Raw genomic sequence first — 16,654 nt, forward strand, 5'->3', positions numbered from 1 at the left:
GCGCGCTATAGCAGGTGGCGCCGCGATGCCAAGGGAAGCGCGGCGCCAAGCCGAACCTCAGCCGCGCACCAGCGTGACGAAGCTGTAGGCCGGGCGGTCGCCCTCGGCGGCATGATCCTCGCGGAACGTCTCGCGCCAGCCGGCGCCGAGATCGGGCATGTGCGTGTCGCCCTCCGGCGCGGCATGGACCTCGGTCAGCTCGACACGATGCACCAGGGGCAGGAAGAGGCGATAGATCTCTGCCCCGCCGATCACCGCGACCACCGGCCCGCTGGCGAGCGTCAGCGCTTCCTCGATGCTGGTGGCGACCTCCGCGCCCTCAGCCCGCCATGCCGCGTCGCGGGTCAGCACGATGTGGCGGCGGCCGACGAGCAGGTTGGGGAAGCTCTCGAACGTCTTGCGGCCCATGATCATCGGCAGGCCGGTGGTCATCGCCTTGAAGCGCTTGAGATCGGCGGGCAGGCGCCAGGGCAGGCCGCCTTCCACGCCGATCACGCCATTGTCGGCGCGCGCCGCAAAGAAGACGATCTCGGCGCCGCTCATGCGGGAAGCGCCGTCGGGCGGGGGAGATGGTGCATGGTGCCGTCCTGAGATGCGGAAGCCTTGCCCCTCCTAGAGAGGGACGGACGCAGGGCGCAAGCCGGACGGTGATTCTGGTGACGGGACGATGAATCGTGCGGGAAAAACGATTCGCCGCACGGGCCGGGCGATCGGTCGACCGGTTGTTTAGTCTCTCGGAATTATCGTTACATCCCAACGCTACGGGGTGGTTGGGGCTTTATCGAACATGCTGAAACGGTCGAAGGTCGCGTTGTGTTCCATCGCGCTCGCGCTTTTCGCGATGCCGTCGGCGGCCGACGCCCAGCCTTCGGGCTTCTGGCAGTGCGCCCCCTTCGCCCGCATGTTCTCGGGCGTCCAGCTCTTCGGCGCGGCGGCGAGCTGGTGGAGCCAGGCGGTCGGCAAATATAGCCGCGGCGGCACCCCCAAGGAGGGCGCGGTGCTGGTGTTCAAGGCGATCGGCTCGATGCGCTCGGGCCATGTCGCCACCGTGTCGCAGGTTCTCTCCGACCGCATGATCAAGGTGACGCACGCCAACTGGTCCTCGCGCGGGCAGGTCGAGCATGACGTGCTGGTGATGGACACCTCGGCCAAGAACGACTGGAGCCAGGTGCGCGTGTGGTTCAAGAACCTGCACGATCTCGGCACCCACAGCTATCCGGTCTACGGCTTCATCTACGGCAAGAAGGCCGCCGACGCGGTGAAGGCCGATGCCGCCCAGCAGGGCGATACCGACGGGGACGACGGCTCCAAGAGCTGATCCCCCCGCTCCCACCAAGGGACAGGATGGCTTCTTCACCGCTTGCTTACGGCTGATCGGCTAGGCCAGCGTGCGCCGGTTGGGCTCAAGGGGTGAGGATGCAGCAGCAAGGCGATGCAAGGCCGCGTTCGGCGGTATCGACGGGCGTGGGCCTTGTCGGGCTGGCGGGGCTGGCGGCCTTCTATGGCGCGGTTCGGCTGTGGAGGCTCGATTCGCCTTGGGTGCCGCTTGCCGGGCTGGCCGCCTGCGCGCTGCCGATGCTGCTCTGGTCGCTGCTGGTCGACCGGGTGCACCGCAATCCCTCGACCGGGATCGACTGGTCGGCCGCGCCGCGTCCCTGGGGAGAGGCGATCGACATCAGCCTGGTGAAGCTCGCCGGATTGTGGGCGACCTGGGGGCTGATCGCCTCCTTCTATGCGCTCGGCCGCTGGTATTGGTCGGGCGATTATCTCTACGCGATGGACGTGCTGAGGATCGCGCTGCTGCCGCTGCTCGCCTTGTCGGTGCCCTATGTGGTCTGGCTTGATCGCCGGCTGGTCGAGCCGCGTGACGGGGCGTGGGCGTTCGGCACCTGGCTGCTCACCGCCGGGCGTGGAGCCGATGCGGCGCTCCGCCAGAAGATCGCAGAGCATATGCGGAGCTGGGCGATCAAGGGCTTCTTCACCGCCTTCATGCTCTCGGCACTGCGCGGCAACTGGGCGGCGGCGACCGGCGTGAGCCCGGCCGCGATGGCCGCCGATCCGGTGGCGCTGGCCGACGGGCTGGTGGCGCTGATGTTCCTGATCGACGTCAGCATGGGGACGGTCGGCTATCTCTTCACGATGCGGCCGCTCGATTCGCACATCCGCTCGGGCAATCCGTTCGTCGCGGGGTGGACGGCGGCGCTGATCTGCTATCCGCCCTTCATCCTGATGAACGCGGGCGGGCCGCTCGATTATCAGCAGCACCAGCTCGGCTGGGCGCGCGCGCTGTCGGACCATCCGCTGCTCCAGCCGCTCTGGGCCTTCGCGCTGATCGCACTGACCGGTGCCTATGCCTGGGCGACGGTGGCGTTCGGCCTGCGCTTCTCCAACCTTACCCATCGCGGCATCCTGACCCATGGGCCTTACCGCTTCACCAAGCATCCGGCCTATGTGTCGAAGAACCTGTTCTGGTGGATGGCGACAGTGCCGATGCTCACCACCAGCGGCGACTGGCGCGATGGCTTGCACAACTCCTGCCTGCTCGCCGTCATCAGCGGCGTCTATTTCTGGCGCGCCAAGACCGAGGAGCGGCATCTGATGCCCGACTCTGCCTATCGTGCTTATGCTGACTGGATGGCCCGCCACGGTCCTCTGGCGAAGCTGTGGCAGGCGGTGCGGCCGGCGCGATCGAAGGCGATGCAGCCGGCCGAATAAGGCGCCTTAGAACGCCATCTCGTCATAGATGCGGCCGATGTCGCCGCCCCACGCGCCGTTATAGCGGTCGAGCAGGACTTCCGCCGGCGTCTTGCCGCTGGCGACGATCTCGCGCAGCGGGGCGAGATAGCCCGTCTCGTCGTCGCCCGCCCCGTTGAGACGCTGGCGTGCGGCAAGGCCGGCATGCGCGATGTCGAGCACGCGCGCCGCCAGCTCGCGGAAGCTGCGCCCGCGCGGACCCCTGGTGGCGAGCGCCAGCGTCGGAACCTGCTCGCGGATGCGGTGATGGTCCTCGACGGTCCAGTGCTTCACCTCGTCCCACGCCGCGTCGAGCGCCTGATCGTCGTAGAGCAGGCCCACCCAGAAGGCCGGCAGCGCGCAGATCCGGTTCCACGGGCCGCCATCGGCACCGCGCATCTCGAGGAAGCTCTTGAGCCGCACCTCGGGGAAGGCGGTGGAGAGATGATCGTTCCAGTCGCCGCGCGTCGGCTTCTCGCCGGGTAGCACGGACAGCTCGCCCCGCATGAAATCGCGGAAGCTGAGCCCGGCGGCGTCTATGTAGCGGCCCTCGCGATAGGCGAAGTACATCGGCACATCGAGCATGTAGTCGGCATAGCGCTCATAGCCGAAGCCGTCCTCGAACACGAAGGGCAGCATGCCCGTGCGCTGCGGATCGGTGTCGGTCCAGATGTGCGAGCGGTAGGAGAGGAAACCGTTGGGCTTGCTCTCGGTGAAGGGCGAATTGGCGAACAGCGCGGTGGCGAGCGGCTGGAGGGCCAGCGAGACGCGGAACTTCTTCACCATGTCCGCCTCGCTCGCATAATCGAGGTTGGTCTGGATGGTGCAGGTGCGCAGCATCATGTCGAGGCCGAGCGAGCCCACGCGCGGCATGTGCCGCAGCATGATCGCATAGCGCCCCTTGGGCATGATCGGCAGCTCTTCGCGCGTCTTGTCCGGCCAGAAACCCAGCCCAAGAAAGCCGAGGCCCAGCTTCTCGCCCACTTCCTTCACCTGGCGCAGGTGGCGGCCGGTTTCGGCGCAGGTCTCGTGCAGATTGTCGAGCGGCGCGCCCGACAGTTCGAACTGGCCGGCGGGTTCGAGGCTGATCGCCCCGTCGCTGCCGGAGAGCGCGATCACCTTGTCGCCCTCGATCACCGGCTCCCAGCCATAGGCGGTGAGTTCGTTCAGCAGGTCGCGGATACCGCCCGGCTCCTCATAGGAGGGGGCGCGGTGATCCGCCGTGCGATAGACGAATTTCTCGTGTTCGGTGCCGATGCGCCAACGATCCCTGGGCTTTTCGCCCTTCTGGAAGATGGCGAGCAGGTCGTCGCGCGACTCGATGATCGGGTCGGCTTCGGCGGTGGCGGTGCGGGTCGACATGCCTTGCGCCCTAGCGTTTACCGATCGGTATGGAAAGAGGCGGTCAACGCCAGTCGCCTGCGTGGCCCATCCAGAGCGAGACAGCCGCCAGCGCCGCCGTCTCCGCGCGCAGGATGCGGGGGCCGAGCGAGATGCCGCGCGCTTGGCGGAGCGCGCGGATCGCCTCGCGCTCGGCCGGGTCGAAGCCGCCTTCGGGGCCGATCAGGATCGCGGCGGGGCCGGGCTCGGGCCGGAAGGGGTCACCACCGGTCTCGTCCGCGAACCAGAGCGTGCGGTCGGCGGGCCAGTCCTTGAGGAGTTGCGTCAGCTTCACCGGCTCGTCGAGCGCGGGAAGCGCGGTGCGGCCACATTGCTCGGCGGCCTCGATCATATGGGCGCGCAGGCGCTCGAGGTTGAGCTTGTCGACCACGCTGCGCCGGGTGAGCACGGGGAGGAAGCGGCCGACGCCCAGTTCGCACGCCTTCTCGGCCATCCAGTCGACCCGCTGGCGCTTGATCGGCGCGGCGATCAGCCAGAGATCGGGCACCGGCTCGCGTTCGGCGAGGTGACGGACCATGCGCAGCCGCGCATCGCGCTTGCCGGCGGAGGAGACTTCGGCGGCCCACTCCCCCGTGCGATCGTCGAAGCAGCGTACCGCGTCGCCCGCCTTCAGCCGCATGACGTTGAGGAGATAATTGGCCTGCGCGCTGTCGAGTACGACCTCCGTGCCCTCGGAGAGCGGGACATCGACGAACAGGCGGGGCGCGCTCTCAGGCGGCCAGGCGGGTGTGGCGGGCATGGGACGGGCTTAGGCGGTCAACAGCATACTGTCCAAGGGGGAGGGGCTATGGGTGGTTTGCGGGCGGCCTGCTGATGGGCTCGCACCGGCGAGGCGGACATGCAGTCGCCCGCCGCTTCCGCTTTCGATGCCACGAAGCGGATGGCGGAAAGCGACCGTCCAGCCCTGAAATCAATCGAGGTTGTGATGAGCCATTCGCCGTATCTGCGATATCACGCAATAATCAGGCTGTGATACGTTGCGCAGGCATTTCCTCGCATAGGCCCGCGTGTCCGCCGGAGTTTTCGCGTTCTGCCTCAAAAACTCCGCACCGCGAGTGGCCTTCTCCAAATAGATTTTCTGCTCGGTCGGAGTGGGACCCCCCAGAGCGGAAACTCCATATGCGGTCGAAGTTATGACCGCCTGCGCAGACCCCGCGGCCGGGATGGCGATGGCAGCGATAACACCCAGCAAGACTCGGCGCATGATCCATATCCTTCCACGTCTCACTCGATAATGAGATAATGCGCCGAACAGGGGCATCAAGCACTACGCAAGCGAAGCCGCCATTATGGAGGCATCTGCGCTGGCCCCCGACCACGCGTCCCTGTCGGTGTTCGAGGTTATGAAGAGCGATTTCCTCTTCATTCGTGTCAGCGTCGATCCTCCGGATGAGCTTCGCGAGCCGGTGGCGGCGGTCGCTCGCCCGCGCTAGTCGGTGGTTTCAAGGGCAGTGTGATCGACCTGCGCTTGAGGCTTTGGTGCACTTGTACCATGGGCGATCGGTACGTAAAATTGAGCTGCGATGGACTGTGTCGGGGGATTGGCGGTGCTCGCTTTCCAGCGTTTGTGGGTGCGTGGCGCGTTAGGCCTGTCGGCGGTCATGCTCACCGGTTTCGGCGCGGGATGGGCTTTAGCCCAGATGGGCTCGCAGACGGAGATGGATACGGGGAGCCGCATCGCGCGCCCGGTGCCGGCGGTCATACCGCACCATATCAAGCCCACGGACGACGATTCCCGGCTGGTTACAAGTGCGTTCGGCGTGTGTGTCGTCCGGGCTCATCGCGCGATGGTCGAGCGCGTGTTGGCGCTGCCGAGATTTGGCAAAGGTACATGGCATGCGTTTGCCGTACTGGCGGACGAGAAATGCTTGAACAGCGGCACGTTGGCGATGCCGACGGATTTGCTGCGAGGCAGTCTGTACGCTGCGCTGTATGCGATCGACTTTCGCGTTGCTCCTTCCGTGCAGATCACCGAGCCGCTGGATTATAAACCCGACGTAGCGGGTGCTGAGCCAGCGGCTGCACAGAGTTATCTCGCGTTGCATGACTTCGGGGATTGCGTGGTACGCGCCGACACTGCGACGACCCGCGCGCTCGTCCTGTCGCCGGTGGGGAGTGCGGCGGAGGGCGAGAATTTCGCGAGGCTGGCATCGCGTTTCAGTGGCTGCATCGTCCAGGGGCAGACGATCACCTTCAGCAAGTCGGTGCTGTCGGCCGTGCTTGCCGAGACGCTTTACCGCTCGACCAAGGCCGCCGTTGCCGCGTCCACGACAGTAGCGCCCCCGGCGATCCCGGTTAGGTGACGGGCGCGGGACGGTACGCTAGGGAGCGGCGGTGATCAGCGAACCCCTCTCCGTCCCCGATACCGAAACCCGCGGCTTGCTCGCGCTGCTGCCGGCGGCGGCGCGGCCTTATGCGATGCTGGCGCGCTTCGATCGGCCGATCGGGGCCTGGCTGCTGTTCTGGCCGGGCGCTTGGGCCATCGCGCTCGCGGGCGGCGCGAGTGTCCGGACGGTGTGGCTGATGCTGCTGTTCGGCATCGGCGCGATCGCGATGCGGGGTGCGGGGTGCGTCTATAACGATATCGTCGACCGCGACCTCGACGCCCGTGTCGCCCGCACGCGCGGGCGGCCGCTGCCGAGCGGGCAGGTGACGCTCAAGGGTGCGTGGGCCTTCCTGATCTCCCTCTGCCTCGTCGGCCTTGCGGTGCTGCTGGCGCTGAACTGGCCGGCGCGGGGCATCGCGGTGGCGAGCCTTGCGCTGGTCGCCTGCTATCCCTTCATGAAGCGCATCACCTGGTGGCCGCAGGCGTGGCTGGGGCTGGTCTTCTCCTGGGCGGCGCTGGTCGGTTGGGTGGCGGTGACGGGCGGGCTCTCCGCGCCGGGGCTGCTGCTCTATGCGGGCGGCATTCCGTGGGTGGTGGGATATGACACCATCTACGCGCTTCAGGACATCGAGGACGATGTGCTGGCCGGCGTCAAATCATCGGCGCGGGCGATGGGCGCGCATGTCCGGCCGGGCGTGTCGGCGCTCTATGCCGCGGCGGTGGCGCTGTGGGGCGCGGCGCTGTGGAGCGTTCGGCCCGATCCGCTGGTGCTGGGGTCGCTGATCCCGGCGGCACTCCATCTCGGCTGGCAGGTGGCGACGCTCGATCCGGCCTCGGCAACAGGCTCGCTCGCCCGCTTCCGCGCCAACCGGACGACCGGCTTCCTCATTTTCGCGGCCGCTCTGGTGGTCGGAAGCGCGACGCGCCTTTGACGCCCGCCCTTTGACGGACGCGCTCCGGCTACCTAAGTGCCGGACATGCTCACCGTCCCCGAAGCCCAGTCCCGCGTCCACGATCTCGTAGCCTCCGCCAAGCGGGCCGGCGCGGATGCGGCGGACGCCCTCTATGTCTGCAACGAATCGACCGCCGTCTCGGTGCGTCTGGGCGCGCTGGAGGATGTCGAGCGCTCGGAGGGCGAGACGATCGGCCTGCGCCTGTTCGTCGGGCGGCGATCGGCCAGCGTCTCCTCGTCGGATCTTTCGACCCACGCGCTCGACACGCTGGTGGAGCGCGCCGTCGCCATGGCCCGCGAGGCGCCCGAGGACGCCTATGCCGGCCTCGCGCCCGAAGACCGGCTGATGCGCGCGCCGGGCCCGGATGTGGACGGCGACGACGGCGCGGACGTCTCGCCGCAATCGCTGCGCGCCCGCGCCGAGGCGGCCGAGGAAGCGGCACGTGCCGTCGCGGGCGTCACCAACAGCGAGGGCGCCTCGGCCAGCGCCGGCCGCACCATCATCGCGCTCGCCACCAGCCACGGCTTCGCCGGCGGCTATGCGACCAGCGGCCATGGCTGCTCGGCCAGCGTCATCGCGGGCGAGGGCGCGTCGATGCAGCGTGACTATGCCTATCGCTCGTCCCGTCACCTCGCCGATCTGGAAGGCTCCGAGGCCATCGGCCGCCGCGCCGGCGAGCGCGCTGTGGCGCGGCTCAATCCGGTGAAGATATCGTCCGGCTCGATGCCGATCCTGTTCGATCCGCGCGTCGGCTCCTCGATGCTCGGGCATCTTGCGGGCGCGATCACCGGCTCCTCGATCGCGCGGCGGACCAGCTTCCTGCTCGACGCGCTCGATACCGAGGTGTTCGCCAAGGGCATCTCGATCATCGACGATCCGCATCGGGTGCGCGGGCTCGGCTCCAAGCCTTTCGACGGCGAGGGGCTTCCGACCGCGCGGCGGGTGTTGATCGACGACGGCGTGCTGACCGGCTGGCTGCTCGATTCGGCCTCGGCGCGGCAGCTCGGCCTCCAGCCCACCGGCAATGCCCAGCGCGGCATCGGCGGGCCTCCGGGCGCCGGCACCACCAATTTCTACATGACGCCGGGCGCTTTTTCCCCGGCCGAGCTGATGGCGGACGTGAAACGCGGCATCTTCGTCACCGAGCTGATCGGTCATGGCGTGAACGGCGTCACAGGCGATTATTCGCGCGGCGCGGCGGGCTTCCTGATCGAGGACGGGCAGATCGGCCCGGCGGTGGCGGAGATCACCATCGCGGGCAACCTCAAGGACATGTTCCGCGCCATCATCCCCGCCAGCGACCTCAAGTTCGAGCGCGCCATGGACGTGCCGACGCTGCGCATCGACGGGATGACCGTCGCCGGTGCCTGACGCGGCGCCTCTCGCGCGGGTGGCGGAGGCCGCCGCCGAGGCGGGGGCGCTGGCGCTCGCCTGCGCGGACAAGCGCGTCAAGCGGTGGGAGAAGGCCGGCGGCGAGCCAGTGTGCCAGGTCGATCTCGATGTCGACCGTTTGCTGAAGCTGCGGCTGGCGGAGATCGATCCGCAAGCCGGCTGGCTTTCCGAAGAGAGTGTCGACGACAAGGCGCGGCTGGCGGCAGAGCGCGTGTGGGTGGTCGATCCCATCGACGGCACGCGCGACTATCTGCGCGGCCGGCCCGGCTGGGCGGTATCGGTGGCGCTGGTCGAGCAGGGCCGGCCGGTGCTGGCCGTGCTGGAGGCTCCGGCGCGGGGCGAGCGCTGGACGGCGATCGCGGGCGAAGGCGCATACCGGAACGGCGAGGCGATTCGCGTGATGCCGCGCGACAGGCTGTCCGGCGCGCGCGTGCCGGCCGACCAGTTGCCGCGCCGGGACAGCGATCTGGTGCCCGTCCACAAGCCCAACTCGATCGCGCTGCGCATGGCGCTGGTGGCGGCGGGCGAGGCCGATCTGGTCGCGACGATGCGCTGGGGGCATGAGTGGGACATCGCCGCCGCCGCGCTGATCGCGGCCGAGGCAGGCGCGCGGGTGAGCGATGCGCTGGGCGCGCCGCTCGCCTTCAACACGCCCGATGCCGAGGCCTTCGGCATATTGGTGACGGCGCCGGGCATCCATGCTGCGGCGGTGGAGCGGCTGGCCGGCTACGCCGCGATCGCCGAGCGTCTGGCGGCGCGGTAGGATTTTTGGAAACACCGCTCAAATCCGAACAGCTCGTTAAGATTTGAGGGGTTAGGGCGGTCTCCATGACCGTTCAGGGCCCGATCAGTCGCACGCTGTTCCAGTCGGATGCGTTGGAGAAACTCCTCGGCGATGCGGGGGCGCGAGACCCGGTGACGCTGGCGGCGCAGCTTCGCGCGGCGATCGAAGCGCAGGCGGGTTATGAGCGGCAGCGGATGCTGGCCCAGGCGCGCGAAGCCTATCGCGAGGGCTTCCTTTCGGGTCGCACCGTGCCGCGTGTCGTGCCCTTCAGCATGAGCCTGTGGCGCGCTTCGCGGTCCTTCAACCAGCTCCGCGCGCGCGAGCAGCCGATGGACGAGACGGCGTCGCGCTACGCCAAATACCAGGAATTCTGACCGCCGGGGTCCGCCGTCAGATCGAGCGGCGCTCCAGCGCGTGGGCGCCCTCGTCGATCAGGCTCTGGAGGATGTCGGCGAGCGGCTCCTCCTTCGTCACCATGCCGACCGACTGGCCGGCCATCACCGAGCCATGCTCGACATCGCCCTCGATCACCGCGCGGCGGAGCGCGCCCGCCCAATAATGCTCGATCTGGAGCTGGGCCTCCATCATCTCGACCTTGCCCTCGTCGAGGAGCTGGGCGACCTCGCGCTGCTTGGCGGTGAACAGTTCGCCGCCGGCATTCTTGAGCGCGCGCACCGGGATCACCGGCAGGCGGGGATCGATCTGCACCGAGGCCACCGCATCGCGGGCCGAGGCGCGGATGAAGGCCTTCTTGAAGTTCGGGTGCGCGATGCTCTCAGTCGCGCACACGAAGCGCGTGCCGAGCTGCACGCCGGCCGCACCCATCTCCAGATAGCCCGCCATCGCCTCGCCGCGGCCGATGCCGCCCGCCACGAACACGGGCACCTGCGCCGCCACCTCCGGCAGGATCTCCTGCGCCAGCACGCTGGTCGAGACCGGGCCGATATGGCCGCCAGCCTCCATGCCCTCGACGACGATCGCGTCCACGCCCGAGCGGATCAGCTTCTTGGCGAGCGCCAGCGCCGGAGCGAAGCAGATCAGCTTCGCGCCCGACTGCTTGATCCGATCGATCGAGCCCGCCGGCGGCAGGCCGCCCGCCAGCACGACATGGCCGACATTGTGCTTCGCGCACACGTCGATCAGCTCGGAGAGCTTGGGGTGCATGGTGATGAGGTTGACGCCGAACGGCTTGTCGGTGAGCGCCTTGGTCGCGGCGATCTCGGCGTCGAGCAGTTCGGGCGTCATCGCGCCGCAGGCGATCACGCCGAAGCCGCCGGCATTGCTCATCGCGGCGACGAGGTGGCGTTCGGACACCCACGACATCGCGCCCGCCATGATCGCGACCTTGCTGCCGAGGAACTCGACACCGCGCGCCATCAGGCGGGCGAGGCGGTCATGGCCGATGCTGTCGGCGGCCGGGCGGGTCAGGGTATCGATGCTGGTCATGCGCGCCCCCATAGAAGAAACGGGCGTTCAGCCCAAGTCTCTCCGTTCGGCGGGCCTTTCAAGGCCGCCGCCCCGCTGGAAGACGGGACGGCGACATAGGGTTCAGGCCGCGTCTTCGGCGTCCAGACCATAAGCGGTGTGCAGCACGCGCACCGCGAGTTCGGTATAGTCCTCGTGGATCAGCACCGAGACCTTGATCTCCGACGTGGTGATGGCGAGGATATTGATGCCGCGCTCGGCCAGTGCCCGGAACATCGTCGCGGCGACGCCGGCATGGCTGCGCATCCCCACGCCGACCACCGAGATCTTGCAGACCTGCGTGTCGGGGATCAGCTTCTCATAGCCGATCGTCTCCCGCGCCTTCTCCAGCACGTCGAGCGAGCGGGCCAGCTCGGCGCCGGGCACGGTGAAGGTGACGTCGGTCGATCCGGTGCCGTGCGCGACGTTCTGCACGATCATGTCGACGTTGATGCTCGCTTCCGCCAGCGGGTTGAAGATGGTCGCCACCGCGCCGGGGCGATCCGGCACCGCGACGAGCGTGATCTTCGCCTCGTTGCGGTCATAGGCGATGCCGGTGATGTGCTGCTGTTCCACGTTATTCTCTCCGATCTCGTCCTCGCCCACCACGAAGGTGCCGGGGGTGGGCTCCGCATCCGGGTCGCCGAAGGAGGAGAGCACCTGGACGCGCACCTTCTCCTTCATGGCGAGGCCCACCGAGCGGGTCTGGAGCACCTTGGCGCCGACCGACGCCAGCTCCAGCATTTCCTCGTAGGTGATCTTCTCGATCTTGCGCGCCTTGGGTACGATGCGCGGGTCGGTGGTGTAGACGCCGTCGACATCGGTGTAGATGTCGCAGCGATCCGCCTTCATCGCGGCCGCCACCGCCACCGCCGACGTATCCGATCCGCCGCGGCCGAGCGTGGTGACGCGGCCGTCCTCGGTCTGCCCCTGGAAGCCGGGGATGACCGCGACCTGGCCGTTGGCGAGGCTGGCGTTGAGCGCCTCGGTATCAATCGTGCCGATGCGGGCCGAGGCGTGCGCATCCGAGGTGCGGATCGGCAACTGCCAGCCGAGCCAGCTCCGCGCCGGAACCCCGATCGCCTGCAACGCGATCGCGAGAAGGCCGGACGTCACCTGCTCGCCCGAGGCGACGACGACGTCATATTCCTTGGGATCGTAGAGCGGCGAGGCCTCGCGGCAGAAATTGACGAGGCGATCAGTCTCCCCCGACATCGCCGAGACGACGACGGCGACCTGATGGCCCTTCGCCCACTCGCGTTTGACCTGCCGCGCCACGTTCCGAATACGCTCGATGCCCGCCATCGACGTGCCACCAAACTTCATCACGATACGTTCTGCGGGACGGGACATGCGGGTGCTCGAATGTTGCGGCAGAAATCGCCTGTGGGAAAGAAAACGCCGCCCTGATAGGGGGAGCCCATGACCGATGCAACCCAACAGAACAGCACAATCGACCCCGCCGAAGCCGCGCATTTCGGCAAGCTCGCCGCCGAGTGGTGGGACCCGAAGGGGTCGTCCGCGATGCTGCACCGGCTGAACCCCGTACGGCTGGGATTCGTGCGCGAGATGATCGACCGGCACTTCGGCAGCTTCCACAATGAACGGCGGCCGCTGGCGGGCAAGCGTGCGCTCGATGTCGGCTGCGGCGCGGGGCTTCTGACCGAGCCGCTGGCGCGCATGGGCGCGAGCGCGACCGGCCTCGACGCGGCGGCGGAGAACATCGCGGCGGCGCGGCTCCATGCCGAAGGGCAGGGGCTGGAGATCGACTATCGCCACGGCAGCGTCGAGCTGCTGGAGGCGGAGGATCGCTTCGATCTCGTCTGCTCGATGGAGGTGATCGAGCATGTCACCGATCCCGGGGCCTTCGTGGCGGGCCTTGCGGGGGCGCTGGCACCGGGCGGGTTGATGCTGCTCTCGACGCCCAACCGCACGGCGCTGTCGAAGCTGGCGCTTATCACCGTGGGCGAGGGGTTGGGGCAGATCCCCAAGGGCACGCACGACTGGCAGAAATTCCTGAAGCCCGACGAACTCGGCGGGTTGCTCGAGGAGGCCGGGCTTCAGGTGATCGAGACGCGCGGGCTGTCGTTCGATCCGATGAAGGGCTTCACCCTCTCGGACGACGTCCGCATGGACTATCTGCTGGCGGCGGTGGCCGCCTGAGCAGAGGTCAGGCGGCGCGGTAACGCGCTGCCACGTCGCGCCTGGAGAGGTTGGGCGCCATGGCAAGGCGCGCCTCGTTGAGCGCGACATACTGGCCCTCGTCGGGCAGCGGCGGGATGGTCACTGTCTCGCGGCGGTCGAAGCCGACGAGGGCGGCGTCGACCAGATCGTCGACATGCATCACCGCATCGGGCGGGAGCAGCGCGTCGACGTCCTTGCCCGAGCGCTCCCAGATTTCGGTGCGGGTCGCGCCGGGAAGGACGGCCTGCACATAGAGGCCCTTGTCCTTGTGCTGCGCCGCCATTGACTGGGTGACGTTGAGCAGGAAGGCCTTGGTGCCGCTATAGACGCCGTCGAACATCTCCGGGGCGAAGGCCAGCACCGAGGCGATGTTGACGATCGCGCCATGCCCCCGCGCCACGAACGCCTTGCCGGCGGCCGAGGCCAGCAGCGTCGGCGCGGTGATGTTGAGCGCGATGATGCGGTTGAGTTCGGCAGGCCCGTTCTCGAGGATGCCGCCGTTCAGCGACATGCCCGCATTGTTGATGAGCAGCGTGATCGACGGATCGGAGGCGAGCTTCTGCTCGATCGCGGTCACGTCGGCGGCGTCGGTGAGATCGGCGCCGATCACGTCGATGGTCACGCCCGTTTCCGCGCGAAGGCGCCCGGCGAGCGTCTCCATGCGCGTGGTGTCTCGCGCCACGAGGATGAGGTTGTAGCCGCGCTTGGCGAGGCGGTCCGCATAGACCGCGCCGATGCCGCTGGAGGCGCCCGTGATGAGGGCAGTGCCGAGGGGGGTGCTGCTCATGTCCAATTCCTTTCGACTCGGGTTCAACGAGTAACTTGCGTTTTGATAGTAACGTGACTATCACAATGCAATGGACGTTGAGAAATATTCCGGGGGCACCTGCCCCGTGGCCCGCGCGCTGCTCCGGGTAGGCGATGCCTGGAGCATGATGATCCTCCGCGACGCCGGCTATGGCGCCACGCGGTTCGATCAGTTCCGGCAGAGCCTGGGGATCGCGCCCAACATCCTCACCCGCCGCCTGTCGGCGCTCACCGAGGCGGGATTGCTGGAGAAAAGGCGCTACAGCGAGCGGCCGCCGCGCGACGAATATGTGCTGACCGACAAGGGGCGGGATTTCCTGCCCGTGCTGGCGGCGATCGGCGCGTGGGGAACGCGGCACTATGGGCCGGACGGCGTCAGCCATGCCGTCGATGCCGAGACGGGCGCGCGGATCGAGCCGGTCGTGGTGGACCGTGCGACGGGGCGGCCGCTCAGCGAGATTCGCACCCGTCTGGTGATGCCCGACGGGCGTTGAAGCCCGCCGGGGGAGAGGTCAGGCGGCTTCCGCTTCCGGATCGACCGTCGGCGCGAGCAGGCGCCCGGCGGCCCCGCGCACGATCAGCAGCACCACGCCGCCGCCGGCGACGAGGGCCGCGTGCAGCCCCCAGAAGGCGAAGCCGGACATGGTGCCGAGCAACGCCGCGAGCTTCGCCACGATCAGTCCGGCGATGAACAGGTTGATGTAGTAGATCGCCATCAGCGTCGCCGCGAGCGCCTTGGGCGCGACGCGCGAATAGAGCGCGAGGCCGACCGGGAAGATGTTGGCGAAGCCGATGTCGTTCAGGATGTGGAACGCAAGGCCCCAGGCGAGGCTCACCTTCTGCCCCGTCGCCGCCTCATGCAGCGAGGCGAGCGCCAGCGTCAGCGGCCCGAGCGCCGCCACGAAGGCGCCGATGGTGAGCTTGGTGATCTCGTCGGGCTCGGGGAAACGCGTCCCCCACCAGCGCCAGAAGATCACCGATCCCGCCATTGTGACGGTCGACACGATGGCATCGAGCGAGATCAGGAAGGTCGACGGCATCGACCAGCCGAAGAAGCTGAGCTGATAATGCTGGTCGCCCCACAGCTCGTAAGCCGCGAAGAGCTGCTGGTTGCCGATCGCGGTGAAGGAGAGCACCGGCACCAGCAGCGCCAGCACCAGCACGCGCTTGCCCTCGCCCGGCGCGAGCTTCGGCCGGGGCTCCACGACGCCGCCCTTGTGCTTGGGTGCGGGCTCGGCGGGCAGCCAGCGGCGGCCCGAGAGATAGACGAGGAGGCCGATCACCATCCCCACGCCCGCCGCGCCGAAGCCGAAATGCCAGGCGATCTTCTGGCCGAGGAAGCCGCACACGATCGGAGAGGCGATCACCGCGATCTGGATGCCGATCATGAAGATCTGGAAGGCGTCCGCGCGGCGCAGGTCTCCCGGCGCATAGAGATCGCCGACCTGCGCCGCGATATTGCCCTTGAAGAAGCCCACGCCGACCAGAAGGCAGGCGAGCGCGAGCAGGAAGGTCTGGTCGAAGGCCATGAAGAAATGGCCGAACGACATGGTCACGGCGCCGAAGATCACGGCGCGGGTGCGGCCGATCCAGCGGTCCGCGATCGCGCCGCCGACGAGCGGGGTGAGATAGACGAGGCCGCCATAAAGGCCGGCGATCGCGCCGCCCATGGTGAGCGGGGTCAGCGGGCCGAACAGCCCTTCGAGCATGTGGCGAAAGGGCGGGAAGCCCCAGATATGCTCGATATGGCCGGGCTGGAAGAGCTGCTTGGCGCCATAAAGCGCGAGCAGGGTCGCCATGCCATAATAGGAGAAACGCTCCCACGCCTCGGCGAAGGAGAGATAGCCGAGGCCGCGGGGATGGCCGAGAAAGGCCCGGTCGGACTGGTAGTCGAGCGCTGGCTCCGCGCCCGCGGCAGTGGTGGCGTTCATTCCAGGAAATCAACCTTGTCGTAATGCGCCGGCGGGCCGATCACCTCCATCCGCTCCGATAGCATCGGGCGGAAGCTCGGGCGGCTCTTCAGGCCAGAATACCATTGTTTGGTCTGCTCGTGACCACGCCAGTCGATCCCCCCCAGATAGTCGGCGACCGAGAGATGCGCGGCGGCGGCAAGGTCGGCGAGGCTCAGCACCGGGCCGCCCAGCCAGCGGCGATGGTCGAGCAGCCAGTCGATATAATCGAGATGGCTGTTGGCGTTCTTCATCGCCTCGCGCAGCGCCTTGGCGTCGGGCGAGGTGCGGTGGACGAGGCGCTTGAGCATCCGCTCCGACATCAGCGGGCCGACCACCTCGCCATAGAGACGCTCGTCGAACCAGGCGACGAGGCGGCGGATTTCCGCGCGCGCGGCCGCATCGCCGCCGAGCATCGGCGCCTTGTCGATCGTCTCTTCGAAATATTCGCAGATCGCGTTGGAATCGCAGAGCGTCACCTGGCCCTGCACCATCACCGGGGTCTGCCCGGCGGGGTTGAGATCGATGAACTCGTCGCGCTTCAGCCAGGGCGATTCGCGGACCAGCTCGTAGCCCACGCCCTTCTCGCCCAGCAGAAGACGGACCTTGCGCGAAAAGGGGCAGAGCGGGAATTGGAAGAGGTGCCACATGATGCCCCTGC

Annotated in this window: 17 protein-coding genes; 9 read left to right on the plus strand and 8 right to left on the minus strand. The window is 68.0% G+C overall.

What is annotated here, in order from left to right; all coding sequences use genetic code 11:
- Positions 1-57: 57 nt before the first annotated feature.
- A complete protein-coding gene (locus ST3T6A_RS0100955; protein ID WP_019831010.1) occupies positions 58-543 on the minus strand; it encodes a dihydrofolate reductase in 486 nt (161 codons plus the stop codon).
- Between the two features lie 244 nt (positions 544-787).
- On the opposite strand from ST3T6A_RS0100955, the gene ST3T6A_RS19005 reads away from it, so the two are divergent.
- Positions 788-1,318, plus strand: a complete 531-nt coding sequence (locus tag ST3T6A_RS19005) for a CHAP domain-containing protein (protein WP_019831011.1) — start codon at positions 788-790, stop codon at positions 1,316-1,318.
- Between the two features lie 98 nt (positions 1,319-1,416).
- Positions 1,417-2,715 (plus strand): isoprenylcysteine carboxylmethyltransferase family protein, encoded by a 1,299-nt coding sequence (locus ST3T6A_RS0100965; RefSeq protein WP_026359316.1) that lies wholly within the window; start codon positions 1,417-1,419, stop codon positions 2,713-2,715.
- A 6-nt stretch (positions 2,716-2,721) separates the two neighbouring features.
- Here ST3T6A_RS0100965 and ST3T6A_RS0100970 read toward each other — a convergent pair whose 3' ends face one another.
- Together ST3T6A_RS0100970 and ST3T6A_RS0100975 are read right to left on the minus strand one after the other, a co-directional pair.
- The gene (locus ST3T6A_RS0100970; RefSeq protein ID WP_019831013.1) at positions 2,722-4,095 is read right to left on the minus strand and encodes a glutamate--cysteine ligase; all 1,374 of its coding nucleotides are present in this window, start codon (positions 4,093-4,095) and stop codon (positions 2,722-2,724) included.
- Positions 4,096-4,138: 43 nt separating this feature from the next.
- Positions 4,139-4,873 carry a 16S rRNA (uracil(1498)-N(3))-methyltransferase gene (locus ST3T6A_RS0100975; RefSeq protein WP_019831014.1) on the minus strand — a complete coding sequence of 245 codons (735 nt, stop codon included), beginning with the start codon at positions 4,871-4,873 and terminating at the stop codon, positions 4,139-4,141.
- Positions 4,874-5,735: 862 nt separating this feature from the next.
- Between ST3T6A_RS0100975 and ST3T6A_RS0100990 the strand changes: the two genes are divergently transcribed.
- From ST3T6A_RS0100990 to ST3T6A_RS0101010, 5 genes are all read left to right on the plus strand, one after another.
- Positions 5,736-6,437 carry a hypothetical protein gene (locus ST3T6A_RS0100990; RefSeq protein ID WP_162140497.1) on the plus strand — a complete coding sequence of 234 codons (702 nt, stop codon included), beginning with the start codon at positions 5,736-5,738 and terminating at the stop codon, positions 6,435-6,437.
- Between the two features lie 31 nt (positions 6,438-6,468).
- Complete coding sequence (gene ubiA, locus ST3T6A_RS0100995; protein ID WP_019831018.1) at positions 6,469-7,392, plus strand: 4-hydroxybenzoate octaprenyltransferase; 924 nt, start codon at positions 6,469-6,471, stop codon at positions 7,390-7,392.
- 45 nt (positions 7,393-7,437) lie between these two features.
- On the plus strand, positions 7,438-8,784 hold the full coding sequence (locus ST3T6A_RS0101000; protein ID WP_019831019.1) for a TldD/PmbA family protein: 1,347 nt from the start codon (positions 7,438-7,440) through the stop codon (positions 8,782-8,784).
- On the plus strand, positions 8,777-9,568 hold the full coding sequence (locus tag ST3T6A_RS0101005; protein WP_019831020.1) for a 3'(2'),5'-bisphosphate nucleotidase CysQ: 792 nt from the start codon (positions 8,777-8,779) through the stop codon (positions 9,566-9,568). Before ST3T6A_RS0101000 ends, ST3T6A_RS0101005 begins: the two co-directional genes overlap by 8 nt.
- Before the next feature lie 65 nt (positions 9,569-9,633).
- Positions 9,634-9,963, plus strand: a complete 330-nt coding sequence (locus ST3T6A_RS0101010) for a hypothetical protein (RefSeq protein WP_019831021.1) — start codon at positions 9,634-9,636, stop codon at positions 9,961-9,963.
- A 16-nt stretch (positions 9,964-9,979) separates the two neighbouring features.
- Here the strand turns inward: ST3T6A_RS0101010 and ST3T6A_RS0101015 are convergent, their stop codons facing one another.
- Both ST3T6A_RS0101015 and ST3T6A_RS0101020 read right to left on the minus strand, forming a co-directional pair.
- Positions 9,980-11,035: a nitronate monooxygenase gene (locus ST3T6A_RS0101015; protein ID WP_083937282.1), complete on the minus strand. Its 1,056-nt coding sequence runs from the start codon at positions 11,033-11,035 to the stop codon at positions 9,980-9,982.
- Between the two features lie 102 nt (positions 11,036-11,137).
- On the minus strand, positions 11,138-12,379 hold the full coding sequence (locus tag ST3T6A_RS0101020) for an aspartate kinase (RefSeq protein ID WP_235785703.1): 1,242 nt from the start codon (positions 12,377-12,379) through the stop codon (positions 11,138-11,140).
- Positions 12,380-12,475: 96 nt separating this feature from the next.
- Between ST3T6A_RS0101020 and ubiG the strand changes: the two genes are divergently transcribed.
- Entirely contained in the window at positions 12,476-13,216 is a 741-nt protein-coding gene (gene ubiG, locus ST3T6A_RS0101025) for a bifunctional 2-polyprenyl-6-hydroxyphenol methylase/3-demethylubiquinol 3-O-methyltransferase UbiG (protein ID WP_019831024.1), read from the plus strand.
- A gap of 7 nt (positions 13,217-13,223) precedes the next feature.
- Here the strand turns inward: ubiG and ST3T6A_RS0101030 are convergent, their stop codons facing one another.
- Entirely contained in the window at positions 13,224-14,024 is an 801-nt protein-coding gene (locus ST3T6A_RS0101030) for an SDR family NAD(P)-dependent oxidoreductase (protein WP_019831025.1), read from the minus strand.
- 70 nt (positions 14,025-14,094) lie between these two features.
- On the opposite strand from ST3T6A_RS0101030, the gene ST3T6A_RS0101035 reads away from it, so the two are divergent.
- The gene (locus ST3T6A_RS0101035) at positions 14,095-14,538 is read left to right on the plus strand and encodes a winged helix-turn-helix transcriptional regulator (RefSeq protein WP_019831026.1); all 444 of its coding nucleotides are present in this window, start codon (positions 14,095-14,097) and stop codon (positions 14,536-14,538) included.
- 18 nt (positions 14,539-14,556) lie between these two features.
- Here the strand turns inward: ST3T6A_RS0101035 and ST3T6A_RS0101040 are convergent, their stop codons facing one another.
- Together ST3T6A_RS0101040 and ST3T6A_RS0101045 are read right to left on the minus strand one after the other, a co-directional pair.
- Complete coding sequence (locus ST3T6A_RS0101040) at positions 14,557-15,975, minus strand: peptide MFS transporter (protein ID WP_019831027.1); 1,419 nt, start codon at positions 15,973-15,975, stop codon at positions 14,557-14,559.
- Complete coding sequence (locus ST3T6A_RS0101045) at positions 15,972-16,643, minus strand: glutathione S-transferase family protein (RefSeq protein ID WP_019831028.1); 672 nt, start codon at positions 16,641-16,643, stop codon at positions 15,972-15,974. Before ST3T6A_RS0101045 ends, ST3T6A_RS0101040 begins: the two co-directional genes overlap by 4 nt.
- Positions 16,644-16,654 lie beyond the last annotated feature (11 nt).

Origin of the sequence: Sphingomonas sp. PR090111-T3T-6A, from assembly GCF_000383095.1 — a bacterium.
Classification (GTDB): Bacteria; Pseudomonadota; Alphaproteobacteria; order Sphingomonadales; family Sphingomonadaceae; genus Solisphingomonas.